Raw genomic sequence first — 19,793 nt, 5'->3', positions numbered from 1 at the left:
AGATTCCCGGAGAACGGCCGTGACCATCGCAAGCGGGCGGCAGGTTCGTCTCTACCTGGTTGATGGAAGCGCTTCTGGCGTGGTCACCGCCGAAATCATCAATTGGACGGGCATCGTCATTGCGGCGCCACGTGATCGCCTGACCGATGTTCTGTCCCGTGAGGATGCAAGAAAAACAGGGGTCTACTTCCTATTTGGCGACGTGACCCAAATTGGAGCGATGAGAGACGTTTACGTTGGAGAAGCGGACGATGTGGGACGCCGGATCAGTCAGCATGCAAAAGATGATGGCAAGGACTTCTTCGAGCGCTTTTGCATAATTGTCAGCAAGGACTTCAACCTCACCAAGGCGCACTCACGCTACCTTGAACGCCGGTTGGCAGAGATCGCCAGAAACGCCGGTCGGTCAAACGTTTTAAACGCCAATGAGCCGCCAGCGGGACGACTGCCGGAAGCCGATATTTCGGACATGGAATTCTTTATCGAGCAGATAAAGATCATCCTGCCAGTTCTTGGCTTCGATACACTGAGACCAGCTCTTTCCCAGAGCCATAGCCAAGCTGCTGAGTTACGAGCCCCGAGCGGTATCGCTCTTTATCTTCGGAGAGGGAGAATGGGTATGGAAGCCGAGGCCATTCAGCTCGACGGCGAAACGGTCGTTCTCGCTGGATCCAAAGCCAAGCTCGACCCGTCATATGCTTCGGATCAGTATAGCGAACTTCGCAAGGCTTTAATTGGGAATGGTACTCTTTGCGAGAGTGAGGGCTGGCTCGTCTTCAAAAAAAACCATGCCTTCTCAAGCCCTAGCGCCGCATCGGCCGTGATCTACGGCAGAAGTGACAATGGCCGAAACTCCTGGATTGTCAAAGCGACCGGCCAAACACTCAAAGAGTACGAAACAAGTAGTGCGGAAATGAGAGCAGACACGTGACAAACACTCTGCCGCCCTGGGTCAATTATTTTCTGCTGCCGGCTATCAATCTGCTGGTCGCCTTCGTGGTCTCCGGCCTCGTGGTCGTCGCCATCGGCGAGAACCCGCTTCGGGCCGCATGGCTCATGGTGGACGGCGCATTCGGATCGGCGCGGGGGATCGGTTTTACGCTCTTCTACGCCACCAACTTCATCTTCACCGGCCTTGCCGTCGCCGTGGCCTATCATTGCGGCCTCTTCAACATCGGCGCGGAAGGGCAGGCGCTTGTCGGCGGCCTCGGGGTTGCGCTCGCCTGCCTTTGGCTAGGGGCCTATGTGCCCTGGTGGCTGGTCCTGCCCGCCGCCATCGCGATGGGCGCTGCCTTCGGTGCCGCGTGGGGCTTTCTGCCGGGATATCTTCAGGCCAAACGCGGCAGTCACATCGTCATCACAACGATCATGTTCAATTTCATCGCGGCTTCTCTGATGAACTGGCTGCTCGTCGACTGGCTGCGTCCAACGGGGCAGATGGCGCCCGAAACCGCCGTCTTCGCCGATGGCGGATGGCTGCCCAAGCTGACGGGTCTTCTGAACCTGTTCGGTGCGGGACTTCGCAACACGCCGCTCAATCTATCCTTCTTCGTGGCCCTTCTCTGCTGCTTTCTCGTCTGGCTGCTGATCTGGCGAACCCGCTTCGGCTACAGCATCCGCACCATGGGCCTATCGCCCTCCGCCGCGAAATATGCCGGCATCAATCCGGCGCGCACCATCGTGATCGCGATGATGATTTCCGGTGGCCTTGCCGGCCTGATGGCGCTGAACCCCGTCATGGGCGACCTTCACCGCCTGACGCTCGATATCGTGCAGGGCGCGGGCTTCGTCGGCATCGCCGTGGCGCTGATGGGCCGCAATCACCCCTTCGGCATCGTTCTGGCATCGATCCTGTTCGGCATGCTCTATCAGGGCGGCGCGGAACTGGCCTTCGACATGCCGACCATCACACGGGACATGATCGTGGTGATCCAGGGCCTTGTCATTCTCTTCGCGGGGGCATTGGAAAATATGTTCCGGCCGCAACTCTCCCGGCTCTTTTCCACAATGCATCGCCGCGGCGTGGCGCCGGAAACCGAGGGAGCCGCGTGATGGATTTCAACGCAACGCTTCTGATCCTCGATTCCACTCTCCGCCTGTCGACGCCGCTCCTGCTGGCGGCTCTTGCCGGCCTCTATTCGGAGCGCGCCGGCGTCTTCGACATCGGGTTGGAAGGCAAGATGCTGGCGGCCGCCTTTGCGGCTGGAGCCGGCGCATCCGTCACGGGATCAGCCTATGCCGGGCTTTTCCTCGGCGTTATCGTGTCGGTCCTGTTCGGCCTTGTTCACGGCTTTGCGTCGATCACGGCACGCGGAAACCAGATCGTTTCCGGTGTCGCGCTCAACTTCGTGGCAGCCGGCGCGACCATCCTGCTTGGCCAAGCGTGGTTCGGACAAGGCGGGCGCACACCGCAGCTTGCCACGGAACAGCGATTCCTGGGCAGCGAGCCGAATTTCGCCGCCGAACTTCGTGATATCCCCGTCCTTGGCCCGATCGTCTCCGAACTCGTGCTCGGGCACTCCCTTCTGGTCTATGTCGCCTTCGCCATGGTGCCGCTGACCTGGTGGGTGCTTTTCCGGACGCGCTTCGGCCTTCGTCTTCGAGCCGTCGGCGAAAATCCTGCCGCCGTCGATACGGCGGGCATTTCAGTCACCTGGTTGCGCTATCAAGCCGTGATCATCTGCGGGGCACTCTGTGGCGTCGCCGGCACCTATCTTGCCATCGCCCAGTCCGGCGGCTTCAACAACAACATGACTGCCGGCAAAGGCTATATCGCGCTCGCGGCGCTGATCTTCGCCAAATGGCGGCCGGTTCCCGTCATGTTCGCCTGCCTTCTCTTCGGCTTTCTCGACGCCAGCGCGATCCGTCTGCAAGGCGTCATTCTGCCAATGATCGGGCGTGTGCCGGTTCAGTTCATTCAGGCCCTGCCCTATGTGCTGACCGTGGTTCTCCTTGCTGGCTTCATCGGTCGGGCGGACCCGCCGCGCGCCGGTGGCGTGCCCTACACCAAGGAACGCTGATATGGCAGCCGACGAACTATACCGCCTCGCCCGCGAGGCGCTGTCCCGTGCGCATGCGCCTTATTCCGGCTTCGCCGTGGGCGCCGCGCTGCGCACCAAGGACGGCGCCACCTTCAGCGGCGCGAATATGGAAAACGTGGCCTTCCCAGAAGGCTGGTGCGCTGAAACGTCGGCACTCGCGCATATGGTCATGGCAGGCTATTCGGAACCGGGCTGCCTGAATGAAGTGGCCGTTGTCGCCCCGCTCAAGGATCGCATCACACCGTGTGGCGGTTGCCGACAGAGACTGAGGGAATTCGGCAGCCCCGAAACGGCTGTCCACCTTTGTGACCAGAATGGCGTAGTGGAGACCGTAACACTGAACGATCTGCTGCCACTCGCCTTCTCCGATTTGCCGCCGAAATAGATGTTACGAACAGGACGACAAATGACCCAACCTTCCGACGCCGAGTATGCGCGCAAACTGATCGGCTGCCTCGATCTGACAGAATTGTCCGATGACCGGTCCGCCGACAAGGTGGATGCGCTCCTGGAGAAGGCGCGCACTTCGTACGGCCAGGTCGCAGCTGTCTGCGTCTGGCCGGACCATGTCCGGCGTTGCGCCACGGCTCTTCGTGGTTCGCACATCCATATTGCAACAGTGGTGGACTTTCCCGGCGGCCAGCAGCCTTGGGAGGACACCCGCCACGAGATCGGACTGGCTCTCGCCGGGGGAGCGACGGAAATCGATATGGTGGTCGACTATCAGCGCGGGCCGGAAGATCCGCATGCGATCACCTATGCGGTTCGCAAGGTGAAAGAGGCCGCAGGCGGCCTGCCGGTGAAAGCCATTCTCGAAACCGGCATGTTGGACGATACGGACGACATGCAGCTTCTGGCAGGCGCGGCGCTTTCCGGCGGGGCAGACTTCGTCAAGACGTCGACCGGCAAGGTAAAGACCGGAGCCACGATGGAAGCGGCGGACGCGCTGCTCGACGCCATCGCGGCCAATGGCCGTGGCGGCCTCAAGGTGTCTGGCGGTGTGCGCAGCTTCGCCGATGCCAAGGCTTATGCCGATCTGGCCTCGGAGAAGATGGGCGAAGACTGGATTTCGCCAAAGACGTTCCGCATCGGCGCATCCAGCCTTTTGACCGATCTCATTGCCATCGCCGAAGGCGGCGAGAGCAATGCCGTTCAGGCAGGTTACTGATATGCTGCCGCAGGAGTTCATTCGCGCCAAGCGCGACCGCCGCCCACTCCCCGCAGAAGCAATCGCCGATTTCGTCGCCGGTGTGATGGATGGACGCGTGACGGAGGGACAGATCGCAGCCTTTGCCATGGCCGTCTTTCTGAATGGCATGAGCCGCGACGAAGCCGTCGGATTGACGGTCGCAATGCGCGATTCCGGGACTGTGCTCGACTGGAGCGATCTCGGCCCGACCGTTGTCGACAAGCATTCGACCGGGGGCGTGGGCGACAATGTAAGCCTGCCTCTGGCGCCGATCATTGCAGCCTGTGGCGGCTATGTTCCGATGATCTCCGGACGCGGCCTCGGCCACACCGGCGGCACGCTCGACAAGTTCGAAGCGATCCCCGGTTATGACGTCAAGCCGGATGACGAGACGTTCCGCCGGGTCGTCAAGGAGATCGGCTGCGCGATTATCGGCCAGACCGGCTCTCTCGCGCCCGCCGACAAGACGATCTATGGCATTCGCGACGTGACCGCGACCGTCGAAAGCGTGCCGCTCATCACCGCTTCGATCCTCTCCAAGAAACTCGCTGCCGGCCTCAAGGGACTGGTGCTGGACGTCAAAGTCGGGTCTGGCGCCTTTATGCCCAATGCTGACGCAGCGCGTGAACTGGCGACCAGCCTCGTCGAGGTTGCCAATGGAGCGGGCATGCCGACCATCGCGCTGATGACCGACATGGATCATCCGCTGGCCAGCGCCGCGGGCAACGCCGTGGAGGTTCGCAGCGCGGTAAACCTTCTGAAGGATGACGGCAGCGAGCCGCGATTGCGCGAGATAACGCTGGCGCTAGCCGCAGAAATGCTGGCAATCGTCGGACTGGCCGACAGCGCCCAGGAGGGCCTGAAAAAGGCTGAAGAGGCTCTGACGTCAGGGGCGGCACTGGAGCGTTTCGGCCGGATGGTCTCGGCGCTGGGCGGTCCTGCCAATTTCGTTGACCGAATGGACGACCACCTCCCCTCCGCTCCGATCATTCGTGATCTCACACTGAGCGAAGGCTCAGACTATCGCGGCCAGCTTGGCTTCGATACACGCGAGCTCGGCCTTGCCGTCATCGAACTTGGCGGCGGACGCACGCGACCGCAGGACAATATCGACCATGCTGTCGGCCTGACCGATCTGGTACCGCGAGACTGGGATGGCTCTACGCCGCTTTGTCGTATTCATGCGCGAGACGAAGCGACCTTCGAACTGGCTGCAAAGCGGGTTCGCGCGGCTGTCCGGCGCCGCGAAGGAGATGTGCCGGCGGCGATTGTGGAGCGCATTTCTGCATAGCTGGCGCTTTCGCCACCTTATGGCAGCCTGAAACGGTTAGAGGCGTCGAGGACAATCGACGCCTCGAAATATGACCCGGCACAGCGCCGAGGGCCAGGCTGCCCCCGCAGCGCATCTCCTTTATTTCGTGCCGTATAGCCGGTCGCCCGCATCGCCGAGGCCCGGCAGAATGTAACCCTTCTCGTTCAGACGATCGTCGATCGAGGCGGTGAAGACCGGCACGTCCGGATGCGCTTCCGTGAAACGTTCAACCCCTTCGGGAGCCGCAAGAAGGCAGAGAAAGCGCAGATTGGTGGCGCCTTCCTCCTTCAGCTTGTCGACGGCAGCCACCGCGGAATTGGCCGTCGCCAGCATCGGATCGACAACGATGACGAGGCGATCCCCAAGATCGCTCGGCGCCTTGTAGAAATAATGGACCGGCTGCAGCGTTTCATGATCGCGATAGAGACCGATATGAGCCACCCGAGCGGCGGGCACCAGGTCGAGCATGCCTTCCAGAAGGCCGTTGCCGGCGCGCAGCACCGAGGCGAAGACGAGCTTCTTGCCCTCCAGCATCGGCGCATCCATCTCCTCCAGCGGCGTCTCGATCCGCTCATGGGTGATCTCGAGCCCCCGCGTCACCTCGTAACAAAGCAGCAGCGAAATCTCTCGGAGCAAACGGCGAAAACCCGCCGTCGAGGTCTCCTTTTTGCGCATGATCGTCAGTTTGTGCTGCACCAGAGGATGGTCCACGACAGTGACCGTCCCCGTGCCTGTTTGCTGGCTCATATCTGTCTCCGACTGGTTTGCGGAGACCCTAGGCTCTCGCGTCCAGTCGCTCAAGAAGACGCGCGCGGGTATCCCCATCCACGAAGGCCGCTTCGATGGCGATTCTCGTAATGGCCAGCAGGGTCTCGCCCGACAGGCCGAACACCTGGTCCGCGATGCGGTATTCGTGAGCGAGACTGGTCTGGAAGTGCGGCGGATCGTCGGAGTTCAAGCTCACGCGGCACCCCGCCTCCAGCAGCTTCGGCAACGGATGATCCTCGAAACGCTCATAGACGCCGAGAGAAATATTCGAACCGGGGCAGACCTCCAGCACGATCCCTTCATTCGCAACGCGTTGCATGAGCGCTTCGCTCTCCGCGGCGCGAACACCATGCCCGATGCGCTCTACGCCCAACGCATCCAGCGTTTCCTCAATGCCATCCGGGCCCGCCCATTCGCCCGCATGGCACGTCAGGCGCAAGCCGCCGCGCCGGGCGATGTCGAACGCTTCGGTGTAATCGCTCGGCCGACCAGTCATTTCGTTGCCCGCCATGCCAAAGCCGGTCACGGCGTCCACTTCGCATGAAACGGCGATTTCGGCGGCCTCTTTCACAGCGTCGGGCCCCAGGTGACGGACACCTGTGACGATGATGCGCCCTTCGATGGCATTTTCGGCAGCAGCCTGCGCAATGCCGTCTGCCAGTCCCTCCAGATAGTCCTGCGGTGAAAGCCCCACGGCCTTGGCGTGAGCGGGCGAGGCAAAAATTTCCGCATATAGGCAGCCATCGTTTGCAAGCGTCCGGTAGTGATCATAGGCGAGACGCCGAAAGTCCTCACGCGTGTGGAACAGGTTGGCAATGATGTCGTAGCTGTCGAGAAAGCCCATGAAGCCCTGACGCCGATAGCCTTCGTGATCGAGGACGCGACTGATATCCACGCCTTGCCGAACAGCCATCGCGCGTGCCAGTTCAGGGCTTACCGCGCCTTCGATATGGCAGTGCAATTCGGCCGTCGGAATCATAAATATCTCCCAAAAAAACAGACTGAGCGGATCAATTCGGCTCAGGGCACGAGGTAAAGTCGTGCGGGGCGTTGGCAACGGCCAATACGAAATATGACGATTTTCGAAGCCTGATCTTCAGGCGATCGAGCGGGCGGGAGTCGGGTCGCTGCTTCGAAAGCCATGCGACATGCCGATAATGGAACGCAGTTTTGCGATCGAGACCGGACGGGAAAAGAGATATCCTTGGCCGTAGTCGCAACCGAGCTTTCTCAATTCCTCAGCTTGCCATTCTTCTTCGATACCCTCCGCCGTCACCGGGACCTCCAGCATTTGTCCGAGACTGACGATCCCCCGGACGAGAGCGTCAGCGCGCGAGCCTCCTTTCTCGGGGTCTTTCCTGAGATTCATGATGAAGGAGCGGTCCACCTTGATCTTGTCAAAGGCGAAGGCGTGCAGATAGCTCAGCGATGAATAGCCGGTGCCGAAATCGTCCAGAATGATGCGAATGCCATTTTTGCGCAGTTTTGCGATCGTCTGTAGGGCGAGATCCGCCTCTTGCACCAAGACGGTTTCGGTGAGTTCCAGTTCCAGCCGACTGGCGTCCAAGCCGGTCTCCTCAAGAATGCGGAGAACGGTTTCGGGAAAATCGGGGCGGAGTATCTGGATGGCGGAAACGTTGACCGCCAATGAAATGTTGTCATTCCAAGAGGCTGCTTCGCGGCAGGACTGTTCTAGTACCCATTGCCCGATCTGATGGATCAGGCCGCTTTCCTCCGCCAGCGGGATGAAGAGTTGCGGGCTGACAAAACCATGGCTGGGGCTCTTCCAGCGAGAAAGGACCTCGACTGTTTTCACCCGTCCGCTCTGAAGCTCGATGACCGGCTGATAAACGAGATGAATCTCTCCACCGGCGATCGCCCCGCGGAGACTGACTTCCAGCTTCTTGCGGTTCTGAGCCCGCCGATCCATGCCGGCCAGATATCGCGTGAATTGTCCCCTTCCCTTGCTTTTGGCACGGTAGAGGGCAAGATCCGCCCGGTTGTCGAGATCCGCCAGTTCCAGCGCATCATCGGGAAAGAGCGAGTATCCAAGCGATGCGCCGATGGTTACTGTACCGGCGGTCAGTTCGAATGGCTGGGAAAGGCAGTCGATGATCTTCTGCGCCATCTGCGCGACGATTTCTTCGTCCACCGCCCCTGCCTCGTCTTTGGTCAGAGGCAGAGCCATGAGAAACTCATCGCCACCGATCCGCGCACAGACTGCCTGGGATGTTACCTTTTCCGCGCAACCCTCAAGGCGCCTGGCCACCCCCACGAGTAGATCGTCGCCGGCACCGTGACCAAGAGAGTCGTTGACGACCTTGAAGCGGTCAAGGTCAATATGGAGACATGCAAAAGGCCGATCCGCGCCGATCCAGCCATTGAGAATATCGCTGTAGAGATTGCGGTTCGGCAACTCGGTCAGAGGATCGTGCGTGGCGAGGAACTGAACCTTCTGTTCCGCCAATTTGGTTTCCGTCACATCCGAGATCAAACCGCGATAGCCCAGAAAGGCGCCATCATTGCCGTAGGTCGGCTTACCGCTCAGCGAGAACCAGATCTGTCGCCCCTCTTCCAGGCGAACCGGAAACTGATAATCGTGAAACTTTCGCGGCTCGGTCAGAATTTGCGCAATACGCTTGTTTATGTGGAGCTGCTGCTCCACTCCATCGGAGACACTGGTCTTTTCCTCGACCAGATTGGCAAGGTCGCGGATGTTCCATGCATAGGAGCGGTGAAACCGCTCCAGAAGGTTTTTCATTGCATCCGGAAGCCGTGTCATATGACCGTAACTGTCACATTCCCACGGCCAGGTCCGAACCCCATCTTCGTACTCCTTCAAAAGCAAGGCGATCATGTCCTGCTTTTCCTTGAGAGACTGGCGTATCGCGAACTGGCGGGTCATGTAATCCGCCTGCTTGAGACAGTTCAGCCCCGCAACGCACGTGAACGCGACATTCATCACCGAAGCGATAATCATATTGTTGCCGCCGAAGAGAACGAAGGCACCGGTATTGAGCAGGGTGGTCGTTGCGAGCCAGGTAAGCGCCGCAGCCGGCACGGGGTGCAATACCGTCGGACCAAGGATCACCCCTCCTACGGCAAGTCCGTTGAGAATGAGGGCGTCCTCGCCTTTCGAAACGGGAATGAGGAAATAAAAGCATACAGACCAGCAGGCCGCCACCAGAATGGTCTGGGTCACAATCTTTTTCGTGGTCCGTGGCGAACCTGAATAAGGCCGTCCAGGATCTCTTTTCGCCTTGGAGAAAATGACGATTGCCGAGAGAGCGATATGGAGAGCGCCCCAGACATATAGAATCAGATCGATGCCACGATCGAGGAACCATGTCGCGATGAAAATCATGACGATCGTGTTGAACACGGTAAACGGCATAAGGTTGGACATCAGCGCCGTGACGCGCTCGCTACGAAGCTCTCGAGCGGTTTGTTTGTCGAACTGGTCAGCGCGAATTCGCGATGTAATTCCGCGTAGTTGCGACCTTTCCTTCGCCAGAATCCGCCTGATCTGTTTCATTCTTTGAAGTCCTCTACCCGACCGCATCCTAGAAACAGGCTGTTAAATACGGATTAATTTCCCGCCATGGGAAATCGGACGATTTTTAAAAATAGAGGCAATTTATCAGTAACATTCTACCAATACATATTTTCCTCAGTAATAATGAAGCATGATCTTCTGCAAAATGCTATGAAAATCAATCTTCTATTTCCTCAAGGCGACACGAATCGGGCCTGCGCCGAGTGTAATCGACGGTCTCATCTGACGAATTATCGGAAGGGGCTGGCTGGGGCGGCTGGATTCGAACCAGCGCATGGCGGTACCAAAAACCGCTGCCTTACCGCTTGGCTACGCCCCAATACGAGCCGGACCTTAAAGGCCTAGGCGGGGTGCATTAGCAAAGGCAGGCCGGAGGGGCAACGGCCATTTGTCACTTCCGTTCATGACCCACACTTGTCTTCAAGGCGCGACCAGTCCAATTGTCGGACGAAAGGAAGGGTTTCATGAAGTTTGACCGCGATTTCGAGCCTCACCATGGAGAGGCCGTCCCCGTTGCAGACAAGGTCTTGCGCGTCACCTGCGCCAACGTCTCGCCCTTTACCTTTCAGGGAACAAACTCGTATGTGGTCGGCGAGAGGTCGGTGGCTGTCATTGATCCGGGACCAATGGACGAGGTTCATCTGGAGCGGCTCGTCAAAGCCATCGACGGTCGGCCGGTCAGCCACATTCTGGTCAGCCATACCCACCGGGACCACTCGCCTCTCGCACAGCCATTACAGCAGCGGGTCGGAGGCGAGATCGTCGCGGAAGGCCCGCATCGGGCCGCGCGGGACCTGACTGTCGGTGAAGAGAACAAGCTCGATGCCTCCGGCGATCATGACTTTCAACCGGACCGCATGATCGCCGGTGGTGAAGCGATCGAGACGGACGAGTTCACACTGACTGCGATCCACACGCCGGGCCACATGGCTAATCACCTCTGTTTCGCTTTGGAGGGGACCGGGACTGTATTCTCCGCCGATCACGTGATGGCGTGGTCGACCACGATCGTCGCGCCACCCGACGGCGACATGAACGCTTATATGGCCTCGCTCGACCGGCTGATGGAGCGGCAGGGTGACGAAGTCTATTTCCCAGGCCATGGTGGGCCGGTTACAAAACCGGCTGCTTTTCTTCGCGGGCTGAAAACGCATCGGAAAATGAGAGAGGCCGCCATACTCAAACGGCTCGCTGCCGGCGACCACACGATCCCCTCAATGGTCGCCACCATCTATCGCGACATCGACCCTCGCCTGCACGGTGCGGCCAGCCTCAATGTCTTTGCCCATCTGGAAGCCTTGATCGAACGCGGCGCGGTACGGACGGATGACGCCGCGCCACGTCTCGACAGTATTTATCATCAGGCTTGAGGCTGAGCGCTGGCGCTTCAGGTCTTGACCGTGGCCTGCAACTCGGCCGTCAGCAGGTCGAAAAGGCGGTTAATGACAGCGCCATTTCCTCCCAGATCATGGGCTCCGACGAGTGTTCGGCTGCGCATGTCGACGTAGCTCGTTTCGCCCTCTTCGGTGATGCGGACCGCGATTCGTGTCGGTAACAGCAGGATACCCGCCCGGCCCTCGATCAGAAGAGTCAGTTCGCCGTTTGTATCCAGCGTTCCGAACTGGCCGCGAAAGTACCACCCGTTGGCGACGATCACGTTGCGCAGTGCTTCCTCGACCTCCTCGGGGGACGAGGCATATCGGCGCCCCGTCAGATCAGGCCAAGCTGCAATCTGGGCTTGGATCTCTGGCAAAGAGAGCGGCTCTTCTTCCTGAGGCAAAAAGCGGGGCGGCTCCGCCGGGTCGGTGGAAATTTCCGTCAATGGCGGATTGCCGACCACGTGAAGGGCGCCAATGGAGAGAAGAACCAGAACGGGCAGAGCCCATAGAAACGCACTGGCGAGATCGCCGAGGCCCGTTCCGCCCTCCCGCCAGATCGCGCGAACCGCGATGGCTGCGGTGATCAGAGAGACAAGCAGCATCAGAACGATCGCGCCGATCACCCAGAAAAGCGATAGAGGCGCCATCATCCCGAAGAAATGCGCAGTGCCGGCGACGAGCGCGACGATCGCCGTCAGCCGCGCTAGAAAGTGCGTGAAGCCCGCGGCAGGATGGGAGGGCAGCACAACCTTCGATGACGGCAGGCCGAGCGCTGTCATCGCCCGTTTCCTGCTCGGCTGTTCATGTCAATCGTTCCCGGCGTCCGGAAAGCTGTATTCGGAGAACTGGTCACGAAGCGTCATCTTCTGAATCTTGCCCGTCGCCGTATGCGGAATTTCGTCGACGAATACAACGTCGTTCGGCATCCACCATTTGGCGATCTTGCCTTCCATGAAGGACAGGACATCGTCCTTCTCGATTTCCTTGCCCTGTTTGGGAACGATGACCAGAAGCGGACGCTCGTCCCATTTGGGATGAGAAACGCCGATAACGGCGGCTTCGGCAACATCGGGATGCGCGACGGCGAGGTTCTCTAGATCGATCGTGGAAATCCACTCGCCACCGGATTTGATCACGTCCTTCGAGCGGTCGGTGATCTGCATGTAGCCGTCACTGTCGATATGAGCGACATCGCCTGTATCGAACCATCCTTGATCGTCGAACTGGTCGGCGCCCGCACCACCGTAATATCCCTTGGCCACGGCAGGCCCACGAACCTTGAGCCGGCCGAATGTCTTACCGTCCCAAGGCTGCTCATTATCGTCGTCATCGGTGATCTTCATCTCGATGCCGAAGGGCGTGAAACCCTGCTTGCTCTTCTTCTCCAGCTTCTGTTCATCCGGCAGATCGGCGAATTGCGGCTTCAGCGGCCCCAGTGTGCCAAGCGGGCTCATCTCCGTCATGCCCCAGGCATGGATCACATCGACATCGTAGAGATCGCGGAATTTCTCGATCATGGATGGCGGACAGGCCGAGCCGCCGATCACCACCTTCTCCAGATAGGGCAACTTCTTGCCGGTATCGGCGAGATACTGGAGCAGCATCAGCCATACGGTCGGCACCGCCGCCGAGAAGGTCACCTTTTCGGTATCCAGCAATTCATAGATGCTCTCACCATCCATCTTCGCGCCCGGCATCACGAGCTTCGAGCCGGTCATCGGGCCGGACTGTCCAATACCCCAGGCATTGGCGTGGAACATCGGCACAACAGGCAGGACGACGGAATTTGCGCTCAGAGACATTGCATCCGGCAAGGCCGCGATCATCGCATGGAGGACGTTCGAGCGGTGAGAGTAGAGGACGCCCTTCGGGTTTCCCGTCGTGCCGGATGTGTAGCACATGCCGGCCGCTTCGTCCTCATCCAGCTCTACCCATTGGAAGCCGTCCTCGGCGTCAGCGATCCATTCCTCGTAGCAGATCAGATCGAGCGAACTTTCGGGCATGTGGTCCTTATCCGTCAGCACCACAATCGTCTTTACGGTCTTCAACTCGGACGCGATCTTCTCGACGATCGGCATAAATGTCAGGTCGACGAAGAGAGCGCTATCTTCCGCGTGATTGACGATCCATGCGATCTGATCGGGAAAGAGACGCGGGTTGAGGGTGTGATAAACGCCTCCCATTCCCATGGCGCCGTACCAGACCTCAAGGTGGCGGGCCGTGTTCCAGGCCAGCGTCCCGATCCTGGCGCCTCTCTCCAGACCTTCATCCGTCAGCTTTCGTGCGACCTTGCGAGCCCGCTCGGCCACCTGCCCGTATGTCGTTCTGACGATCGGCCCCTCCACGGACCGTGAAACGATCTCGCGATTTCCGAACTGGCGCGCGGCGTGGTCGATGATCCGGTCGCATGTCAGCGGCCATTTTTGCATCAGTCCCAGCATAATTCCTCCCCTTGATCTGGCCCGTAATTTGGGGCGCATCGTCGTCTGGGTAAAGCGTTGATCTGGCGGAACCTGTCAATCCCGTCCCCGTTGAGCGGCGAGAATGAACGAGGAGAGCTTTTGTGACAGACAGTCCACACATCCGTATCGCGCCACTTGAAAAGCCGGTGGCAGTGAAATTTCACGATGCGATTGTCGCCTCTTCCGATAATGCCCTTTTGCTTGAAGAGGGCGACTATCCCCCTGTCATCTATATTCCGCGCGAGGATGTCTATTTCGAGCATATGACCCGCACCGAAAAGACGAGCCACTGCCCGCACAAGGGCGACGCGCATTATTACCGCCTATCGGCAGCCGGCGAAGCTGTGGACAATGCGGCATGGACCTATGAAACGCCCAAGGACGGCGTTTCCAAGATCGGCGGCTTCATTGCCTTCTACCCTCAGCACGTTGCGATCGAGCAAGGCTGATCGTTGGCGCTCAGCTTTCCGTCGTCTTTTGTTCCTTGAGCCGCAGGGCGGCCTGAGCGGCGGCAAGGCGGGCTATCGGCACGCGAAACGGCGAACAGGAAACGTAATCCAGCCCCGTCTGCTCGCAGAATTCGATCGATTTGGGATCGCCTGCGTGCTCGCCGCATATGCCCGTCATCAGGTCGGCCTTCACGGAGCGGCCCTTCTCGCAGGCGATCTTGATCATCTCTCCGACGCCTTCGACGTCGAGGGTAATGAAGGGATTGGCCTCGACGATGCCGGCCTGGCGATAGGTCTCTAGAAATTGCGCGGCGTCGTCGCGACTGATCCCGAAGACAGTCTGGGTCAGGTCGTTCGTGCCGAATGAGAAGAAATCGCATGACTCGGCGATCAGCCGCGCCCTCACGGCCGCACGCGGCAATTCGATCAGAATGCCGACCGTATATTCGACACTGGCTCCGGTCTCTTTCATGACCTCGCGGCCGACGCGATCAATAATCTCGCGGACGAAGTCGACCTCACGCTGGAGACTGACCAGCGGCAACATGATCTCGGGCTTGACCTGACGGCCCGTACGACGCCCGGCCTCAACCGCGGCCTCGAAAATAGCACGCACCTGCATCTCAGGGATCGCCGGATAGGAGATCGCGACCCGCACGCCCCGGTGGCCAAGCATGGGGTTGGTTTCAAGCAGGGTTTCCGCGCGAAATTCGATCTTCTCGACCGGCACATTGAGAAGGTCGGCGGTCTCCTGCAATTCCTCATCGGACTGCGGCAGAAATTCGTGAAAGGGCGGATCGAGGAGGCGGATGGTCACCGGAAAACCGGCCATCTGCTCGAATAGTTCGATAAAGTCGTCACGCTGGCTCGGCAAAAGCGTCAGAAGGGCCGACTCGCGGTCGCGGTCGGTCTCGGCGAGGATAAGCTGGCGCATTGCGAGAATCCGCCCATCTTCGAAGAACATGTGTTCGGTGCGGCAAAGGCCGATACCTTCCGCCCCGAAGTCACGCGCAAGATCGGCATCGCCCGCCACATCGATATTGGTCCGCACTTTCATACGACGGGCCGCGTCGGCCCACTGCAGAATGGTCTGAAAATCCTCGGAAAGCTGCGGCTTGCGCATCGTCATGCCGCCGGCAAAGACCTCCCCGCTCGTGCCGTCGATCGTGATGAGATCGCCTTCTGAAAAGGTGCGGCCCATGGTGGAGAGCGTCTTGGCCGCATAGTCCACGCGAAGTGTTCCGGCACCCGAGACACAAGGTTTGCCCATGCCTCTGGCGACCACCGCGGCATGACTTGTCGTGCCGCCTCTCGTCGTCAGTATGCCTTCGGCGGCACTCATGCCGTGAATATCTTCGGGGCTCGTCTCGGTGCGAACGAGAATGATTTTCTTGCCGCGTTCCGCCAGTTCGGCAGCTTCGTCCGGCGAGAACACGATCTGCCCGCAGGCCGCGCCTGGGGCCGCAGGCAAACCACGGGCGATCTCGTCGCGCTCCGCGTTCGGATCGATCGACGCATGAAGAAGGCTGACCAGCGAAAGAGGGTCAATGCGAAGCAACGCATCGTCCCTGTCGATCAGGCCGGCATCTGCCATTTCGACGGCTATCCGCAACGCCGCTCCGGCAGAGCGCTTGGCTGCGCGTGTCTGAAGAATATAAAGCTGACCGCTCTCAATGGTGAACTCGATATCCTGCATATCGCCATAATGCGCTTCCAGCCGGCCTGCGACGGCTTTCAGCTCGGCATAGGCGTCGGGAAAAGCCACTTCCATGGAACACTCGGCGCCGTTGCCGCTATGACCATGAGCCTGCTGCGCGGAGAGCGGTAGCGGGGTGCGCAGGCCCGAGACTACATCCTCGCCCTGCGCCCTTGGCAGATACTCGCCGTAGAGCGTTTTCTCGCCCGTATTCGGTTCACGCGTGAAACAGACGCCCGTCGCCGATCGGTCATCGCGATTGCCGAAGACCATGGCTTGGATATTGACGGCCGTTCCCTCCTGCTCCTGAAGGCCGTGCAGGGCGCGAAACGCAATGGCGCGCGGGTTCATCCACGATCCAAGGACCGCCCGGATCGCGCCGCGAAGCTGAATTTCCACATCCTGCGGAAACGGTTCACCAAGCTCTTCCTCGATGAACTCCAGATACCGCGCGACAACCGCCTTCCAGTCGTCGGCGGTCATCTCCATGTCCTCGGAACGGCCGCGCTTCTCACGCTCTTCCTCGAGGATCTCTTCGAAGAATTCGAGATCGAGCCGCAAGACCGTGTCGGAATACATCTGGATGAAACGGCGATAGCTGTCCCACGCAAAGCGCCCGTCGCCGGTCTCCTCGGCAAGCGCCTCGACCGCCAGATCGTTCATCCCGAGATTGAGGATCGTATCCATCATGCCGGGCATGGATGCCCGCGCGCCGGAGCGAACCGAGAGGAGCAGGCTATGCTGCGCCGCTCCAAAACGCCGGCCGGTCATGGCTTCGAGGCTGGTCATCGCCTTACGGACTTCGTCTTCCAGGTCGTCTGGAACACTCCTATGACGACTGAAATACTGGCAGACTTCGGTTGTCAGCGTGAATCCCGGAGGGACAGGCAGGCCAAGCGAAGCCATCTCGGCAAGGTTTGCGCCCTTGCCGCCCAGAATGTCGGACATTTCTGCCGTGCCGTCCGCTTCGCCTGCCCCGAAAACATAGACGTAGCGCTGCGGCGCCTGAACTTCTCCGCCCTTCACGATCTTTCCTGCCTTGGCCTCCCCGCTGCAGCAAACACAATTACGTCATGTCCTGCAAATGCGAAAAGCCCGTTTTGCATTGCAAAACGGGCTTCTGCGTTAAAAATCTGAATTTGCTTACTCGGCTTCGGCCTGATCGATAAGCGTCGCCAACTGGCCGATCGACATTGCGCCGGGATAGCGATTGCCGTCGATGAAGAAGGTCGGCGTGGAATCGACTCCGAATTCGTCGCTCGCCCTCTCACGCACCGCGTTCACATTATCCAGCAGCGTCTGATCCTGCAGGCAGGCATCGAAGGATTCCTCCGTAAAGCCCGCGATCTTGACGGTATCAAACAAAGTCTTGGCAGCGTCCTGCGGCTCGGCACGCGCCCAAACGTTCTGGCGGTTGAAGAGCACATCGACCACCGGGAAATATTTATCCTCCGAACAGCGCGCCAGCATGAAGGCGGCCGTGGCCCTGGGGTCCAGCGGGAACTCCCTCAGGATAAAGCGCACCTTGCCCGTCTGGATGAAGGCTTTGTTCAGTTCGGGAAAAGTCTCCTCATGGAAGGCACGGCAGTGACCGCAGGTCATCGAGGCATATTCGACGATGGTGACGGGAGCGTCTTCGCTACCGAGCACCTTTTCCGGAAGGCTGCCATTTTGCAGAAGCGTATCCATATCGACCGTACCGGCCGGCTGAGGCGCTTCCGCCCGCTCGATCGCAGCGGGGTCGGCAGCGTCTTTCGCTCCCGCGTCTTCAGCAGCCTCGGTAGGCAGGGTCTGGGACGTGTCCGCTTCTTCGGCATCGGCCTCGGGTTCGGCGCCATCACCGGCCTCCGCCGAAAAACCGGTCGTCTCGTCTTCGGTCGCGGTGTCAGCCTGAGCCAGCTCTTCTGGCGCGTCCGACGTCTCATCCGGGGCCGCCGTTGAAGAGGCGTCGGTCGACGCGGTGACCTGCTCGTCCGGCGAGGCGGCGTCGGCCGTCATCTCATTGCTATCGGAACAGGCGGCAAGGCCGAGCGCCAGAATGCTGGCAGCGGTGACGCCGACAAGACTGGAGGAGCGGAGAAGCTGCAAATTCATTGTATGCCTTTCATGATCGTGGCGCCGCCGGGCGCCTTAAATTCTTTCATTGCCCCATGCCTTGCTTGAAAACGGGGCAAGAGCATGACGCCAAGATATGATCGGCGGCGCCGACTTCCAGCATCGGCGGGACGCCGCGGCACTCTAGCCTCCAGCTTCGCCTTTCACGGCACGGCCCAGCCGCTCCAGAGCGCTGCGCAGCGACTGATCTTCAATCCCGGACAAGCTGTCGTTCAGGGATTGCTCCTCATCGGGTCGAAGAGAACGAAGGACGGGACGGTGTTTCTCCTCCTCCAACCGTATCACCGGTTTTTGGACCAGCTTGATACGTTCGATCGCGCCATATCCGAGAAATGTATTCACCCGCGCTATCAGTTCACCTGTCTCGTGCTGGATCGCCAGAGCGGCATAACCTTCGGCGGCAATGATGAGCGTCGCTGGTTTGAAAGGATCGTCCTCCGAAGCGCGACGGGGCCATACAATCCGCTCGGGCCTTGAAAGGCGTGCCAGTCGACGGCCCGCGATCTCCTCCCAGCCCTGAATCAATTCCAGAGATATGCCGGCCCGCTTCCGCAAAACGGGATTGACGAGGCCGGAGACCAGATCGGAGACTGGCTGCGCATTGCGTTTGCGAGGCCGTTTGGCCATATCTTCTCCGCTGCACTGACCGAAGTGTTGTTCTCGATTTCCTTAGCACAGGGCCGAAACCGCCGATATGGCCTCTTCCCGACAAGTTGCCGAGATGTCGGATAATGCGAAGGCTTTCGACAGCCGCATGATCGCCCCAGCGCTGCTGGACTGGTATGATCGTCATGCCCGCGACCTGCCTTGGCGAACGGGCCCGGAAGCGTTGAGAAATGGCGTCCGGCCTGATCCATACAGAGTCTGGCTCTCCGAAGTGATGCTACAACAGACCACTGTCGCGGCGGTCAAAAGCTACTATCGCCGCTTCACCGTGACATGGCCGACAGTCGAGAGCCTCGCTGCCGCCGCGGACGATGATGTGATGGCGGCGTGGGCAGGGCTTGGCTATTATTCACGCGCACGAAATCTCATTGCAGCGGCCCGCAAGGTCGCCGAGGCCAGCGGCTTCCCCGGTAATGCCGAAGGCCTGCGCGCCCTGCCGGGTGTTGGCGAATATACCTCGAATGCCATTGCCGCGATTGCCTATGGCGAGGCGGTGCCCGTGGTCGATGGCAATGTCGAGCGGGTCGTCAGCCGTCTTCTGGCGCTCGCCGAACCGGTAAAGTCCGCCAAGTCGCTGATTCGGGAAACGGTCGCGGCCATGACACCGCTGGATCGGCCGGGTGATTTCGCACAAGCCATGATGGATCTCGGTGCCACGATCTGCACACCGAAGCGCCCGGCCTGCGTCCTCTGCCCGATCAATGACCGCTGTACGGCTTTTCTGGCCGGCCCTGACCCTGCAACCCTGCCGGTCAAGGCGCCAAAAAAGGAACGGCCATCGCGGCTGGCCGCGGCCTTTGTCGCGGAGCGTGCTACCGACGGGGCGGTCCTTCTGGTACGCCGACCGCCATCCGGCCTTCTTGGTGGCATGGCAGGACCCTATGTTACCGAATTTTCTTCGAAAAAGGATGGTGCAACCGGTGAAGGCGCCGCGCCTTTTTCTGCCGATTGGGTGGATTGCGGGACGGCGGAGCATGGTTTCACGCACTTCCTCCTTACCTTGGAGGTCATGTGGGCGCAGACCCCGCACGGCGCTGATTTACCGCCCGGTGCATTCTGGTGCCCGCGAGAGAGGCTTGCCGGAGAAGCCTTGCCCACAGTCATGAGAAAGGCGATCGCGGCCGCGATCCCCGATGCATTTAACAGTGGGAAGATATGAC

Annotated in this window: 17 protein-coding genes and 1 tRNA gene; 9 read left to right on the top strand and 9 right to left on the bottom strand. The window is 60.0% G+C overall.

Translation table 11 applies throughout. The features are described 5' to 3' along the window. Nucleotides 1–19 precede the first annotated feature (19 nt). The 6 genes from D8780_RS03945 to deoA are packed head-to-tail and all read left to right on the top strand — an operon-like array spanning nucleotide 20 to nucleotide 5,521. Nucleotides 20–931: a GIY-YIG nuclease family protein gene (locus D8780_RS03945; protein WP_245412251.1), complete on the top strand. Its 912-nt coding sequence runs from the start codon at nucleotides 20–22 to the stop codon at nucleotides 929–931. Further along, nucleotides 928–2,052 carry an ABC transporter permease gene (locus D8780_RS03940; protein WP_121644452.1) on the top strand — a complete coding sequence of 375 codons (1,125 nt, stop codon included), beginning with the start codon at nucleotides 928–930 and terminating at the stop codon, nucleotides 2,050–2,052. The genes D8780_RS03945 and D8780_RS03940 overlap by 4 nt, the downstream gene beginning before the upstream one ends. Then, nucleotides 2,052–3,020, top strand: coding sequence for an ABC transporter permease (locus tag D8780_RS03935; protein ID WP_121644451.1), 969 nt, complete (start codon nucleotides 2,052–2,054; stop codon nucleotides 3,018–3,020). The genes D8780_RS03940 and D8780_RS03935 overlap by 1 nt, the downstream gene beginning before the upstream one ends. Nucleotide 3,021: 1 nt before the next feature. Then, on the top strand, nucleotides 3,022–3,426 hold the full coding sequence (cdd, locus tag D8780_RS03930; RefSeq protein ID WP_121644450.1) for a cytidine deaminase: 405 nt from the start codon (nucleotides 3,022–3,024) through the stop codon (nucleotides 3,424–3,426). Nucleotides 3,427–3,447: 21 nt separating this feature from the next. Beyond that, a complete protein-coding gene (gene deoC / locus D8780_RS03925; RefSeq protein ID WP_121644449.1) occupies nucleotides 3,448–4,209 on the top strand; it encodes a deoxyribose-phosphate aldolase in 762 nt (253 codons plus the stop codon). Nucleotide 4,210: 1 nt separating this feature from the next. Further along, nucleotides 4,211–5,521, top strand: a complete 1,311-nt coding sequence (deoA, locus tag D8780_RS03920; protein ID WP_121644448.1) for a thymidine phosphorylase — start codon at nucleotides 4,211–4,213, stop codon at nucleotides 5,519–5,521. A 120-nt stretch (nucleotides 5,522–5,641) separates the two neighbouring features. Here deoA and upp read toward each other — a convergent pair whose 3' ends face one another. The 4 genes from upp to D8780_RS03900 all read right to left on the bottom strand — a co-directional run bounded on the left by upp (nucleotide 5,642) and on the right by D8780_RS03900 (nucleotide 10,185). Beyond that, complete coding sequence (upp, locus tag D8780_RS03915) at nucleotides 5,642–6,289, bottom strand: uracil phosphoribosyltransferase (protein ID WP_121644447.1); 648 nt, start codon at nucleotides 6,287–6,289, stop codon at nucleotides 5,642–5,644. 28 nt (nucleotides 6,290–6,317) lie between these two features. Further along, on the bottom strand, nucleotides 6,318–7,289 hold the full coding sequence (gene add / locus D8780_RS03910) for an adenosine deaminase (protein WP_121644446.1): 972 nt from the start codon (nucleotides 7,287–7,289) through the stop codon (nucleotides 6,318–6,320). 117 nt (nucleotides 7,290–7,406) lie between these two features. Continuing rightward, nucleotides 7,407–9,845 carry a sensor domain-containing protein gene (locus tag D8780_RS03905; RefSeq protein WP_158598436.1) on the bottom strand — a complete coding sequence of 813 codons (2,439 nt, stop codon included), beginning with the start codon at nucleotides 9,843–9,845 and terminating at the stop codon, nucleotides 7,407–7,409. A 265-nt stretch (nucleotides 9,846–10,110) separates the two neighbouring features. Next, a tRNA-Gln gene (locus tag D8780_RS03900) sits at nucleotides 10,111–10,185 on the bottom strand. Between the two features lie 145 nt (nucleotides 10,186–10,330). Here D8780_RS03900 and D8780_RS03895 point away from each other — a divergent pair. Further along, complete coding sequence (locus D8780_RS03895; protein ID WP_121644444.1) at nucleotides 10,331–11,236, top strand: MBL fold metallo-hydrolase; 906 nt, start codon at nucleotides 10,331–10,333, stop codon at nucleotides 11,234–11,236. A gap of 17 nt (nucleotides 11,237–11,253) precedes the next feature. On the opposite strand, the gene D8780_RS03890 is transcribed toward D8780_RS03895, so the two are convergent. Together D8780_RS03890 and D8780_RS03885 are read right to left on the bottom strand one after the other, a co-directional pair. Beyond that, complete coding sequence (locus tag D8780_RS03890; protein WP_121644443.1) at nucleotides 11,254–12,024, bottom strand: DUF1499 domain-containing protein; 771 nt, start codon at nucleotides 12,022–12,024, stop codon at nucleotides 11,254–11,256. Between the two features lie 27 nt (nucleotides 12,025–12,051). Then, entirely contained in the window at nucleotides 12,052–13,686 is a 1,635-nt protein-coding gene (locus D8780_RS03885; RefSeq protein ID WP_121644442.1) for a 3-(methylthio)propionyl-CoA ligase, read from the bottom strand. Between the two features lie 122 nt (nucleotides 13,687–13,808). Between D8780_RS03885 and D8780_RS03880 the strand changes: the two genes are divergently transcribed. Further along, nucleotides 13,809–14,156, top strand: a complete 348-nt coding sequence (locus D8780_RS03880; protein ID WP_121644441.1) for a DUF427 domain-containing protein — start codon at nucleotides 13,809–13,811, stop codon at nucleotides 14,154–14,156. Between the two features lie 10 nt (nucleotides 14,157–14,166). Here the strand turns inward: D8780_RS03880 and ppdK are convergent, their stop codons facing one another. The 3 genes from ppdK to D8780_RS03865 all read right to left on the bottom strand — a co-directional run bounded on the left by ppdK (nucleotide 14,167) and on the right by D8780_RS03865 (nucleotide 18,594). After that, on the bottom strand, nucleotides 14,167–16,878 hold the full coding sequence (ppdK, locus tag D8780_RS03875) for a pyruvate, phosphate dikinase (RefSeq protein ID WP_121644440.1): 2,712 nt from the start codon (nucleotides 16,876–16,878) through the stop codon (nucleotides 14,167–14,169). A 117-nt stretch (nucleotides 16,879–16,995) separates the two neighbouring features. Next, nucleotides 16,996–17,946: a thioredoxin domain-containing protein gene (locus D8780_RS15890; RefSeq protein ID WP_245412250.1), complete on the bottom strand. Its 951-nt coding sequence runs from the start codon at nucleotides 17,944–17,946 to the stop codon at nucleotides 16,996–16,998. Between the two features lie 144 nt (nucleotides 17,947–18,090). Next, the gene (locus tag D8780_RS03865; RefSeq protein ID WP_121644439.1) at nucleotides 18,091–18,594 is read right to left on the bottom strand and encodes a DUF721 domain-containing protein; all 504 of its coding nucleotides are present in this window, start codon (nucleotides 18,592–18,594) and stop codon (nucleotides 18,091–18,093) included. Nucleotides 18,595–18,688: 94 nt separating this feature from the next. Between D8780_RS03865 and D8780_RS03860 the strand changes: the two genes are divergently transcribed. Further along, the gene (locus D8780_RS03860; protein WP_245412249.1) at nucleotides 18,689–19,792 is read left to right on the top strand and encodes an A/G-specific adenine glycosylase; all 1,104 of its coding nucleotides are present in this window, start codon (nucleotides 18,689–18,691) and stop codon (nucleotides 19,790–19,792) included. Nucleotide 19,793 lies beyond the last annotated feature (1 nt).

It is taken from the genome of Notoacmeibacter ruber (genome assembly GCF_003668555.1).
GTDB classification, from domain to species: domain Bacteria; phylum Pseudomonadota; class Alphaproteobacteria; order Rhizobiales; family Rhizobiaceae; genus Notoacmeibacter; species Notoacmeibacter ruber.
The sequence above is the reverse complement of the archived record's forward strand: the minus strand, read 5'-3'. Positions and strand labels throughout refer to the sequence as shown.